This window comes from Pseudomonas sp. GM84 (genome assembly GCF_000282535.1).
GTDB lineage: Bacteria > Pseudomonadota > Gammaproteobacteria > Pseudomonadales > Pseudomonadaceae > Aquipseudomonas.
Genome location: NZ_AKJC01000059.1, coordinates 1 through 1,392, shown reverse-complemented (window position 1 = coordinate 1,392; position 1,392 = coordinate 1). Strand labels below are relative to the sequence as shown.

Here is a 1,392-nt window from a genome sequence, read left to right as displayed (position 1 = left end):
TGGCGGGCTCGGTAGCCGCCGTAGCCAAGCCAGTGCAGTTCCATGCCGAGCGCCTGCAGGTCCCGCACCGTCGGGGTGTCCTGGGGGTGGCCGCGCAGCAGGCCAACAGTTGCGAAGCCGAAGCGCTTGCCTGCGGCGGCCAGGGCGTGAAGGTGGTTGGAGTGATTGCCGCCGAGGCTGATGAGACCAGGGGCGCCTGCTTCATGGGCTTGCAGCAGGTGATGACGCAGCTTGAACCATTTGTTGCCGCTGATCAGCGGGTCGATCAGGTCCAGGCGCAGGATGGCGGCTTCGACCTGGGCTGCGTGTAGCCAGGGCAGGTGCAAGGGCTGCAGCGGGGCTTGGGGGAGGTCTTGGAAGTGAGTGGTCATGGGCAGGAGTTTACAGTGAAATCCCGGGGGCGCTTTGCGCCCCATTCGCGGGACAAGCCCGCTCCCACAGGCATCCTGCAGCCCTTTGGTACGGCGGAATATCTGTGGGAGCGGGCTTGTCCCGCGAATAGGGCCGCAAAGCGGCCCTCGACTATCTCAAAGCTCAGCCGCCAACCGCGACCCTTGGTTGATCGCCCGCTTGGCATCCAGCTCGGCCGCCACATCCGCGCCACCAATCAGGTGCACCGACTGCCCCGCCGCCAGCAGCCCTTCATGCAGCTCCCGCAGCGGCTCCTGCCCGGCGCAGATCACCACGTTGTCCACCGCCAACACCTGCGGTTCGCCCTCGCCGACACGAATGTGCAGGCCGGCATCATCGATCCCCAGGTACTCGACGCTGTTGAGCATCTGCACCTGCTTGTTCTTCAGCCCGGCGCGGTGGATCCAGCCGGTGGTCTTGCCCAGGCCATCACCGACCTTGGACTTCTTGCGCTGCAGCAAATACACCTGACGGGCCGGCGCATGCGGCTGGGCCTTGACCCCTGCCACGCCGCCACGCGCCTCCAGCTGGGTGTCGATCCCCCACTCCTTCCAGAAGGCGTCGCGGTCCTGACTGCTTGCCACGCCCTGGTGCACCAGATACTCGGAAACATCGAAGCCGATACCGCCGGCACCGATCACTGCGACCGCCTCGCCGACCGGCTTGCGTTCGAGCAGCACGTCAAGGTAGCTGAGCACCTTGGCATGCTCGACGCCCGGAATGGCCGGGGTACGCGGGGCAATGCCGGTCGCCAGGATGACTTCGTCATAACCACCGTCGACCAGAGACTGCACATCGACCCGGGTGTTCAGGCGAAGCTCGACGCCAGTGCTGTCCACCTTGTTGCGGAAGTAGCGCAAGGTCTCGAAAAACTCCTCCTTGCCAGGTACTCGCTTGGCGACATTGAACTGGCCGCCGATTTCGCTCGCTGCGTCGAACAGTGTCACCGCGTGTCCACGCTCGGCAGCCACGGTAGGCGCC

At 65.4% G+C, this 1,392-nt stretch carries 1 protein-coding gene and 1 pseudogene; both read right to left on the bottom strand.

What is annotated here, in order from left to right; all coding sequences use genetic code 11:
* Positions 1 to 371 (bottom strand): annotated as a pseudogene (locus PMI38_RS03655) (1-aminocyclopropane-1-carboxylate deaminase); the annotation flags it as partial.
* 156 nt (positions 372 to 527) lie between these two features.
* Positions 528 to 1,392 (bottom strand): FAD-dependent oxidoreductase (locus tag PMI38_RS03650; RefSeq protein ID WP_008090843.1); only part of this gene is annotated, 865 nt, incomplete at its 5' end.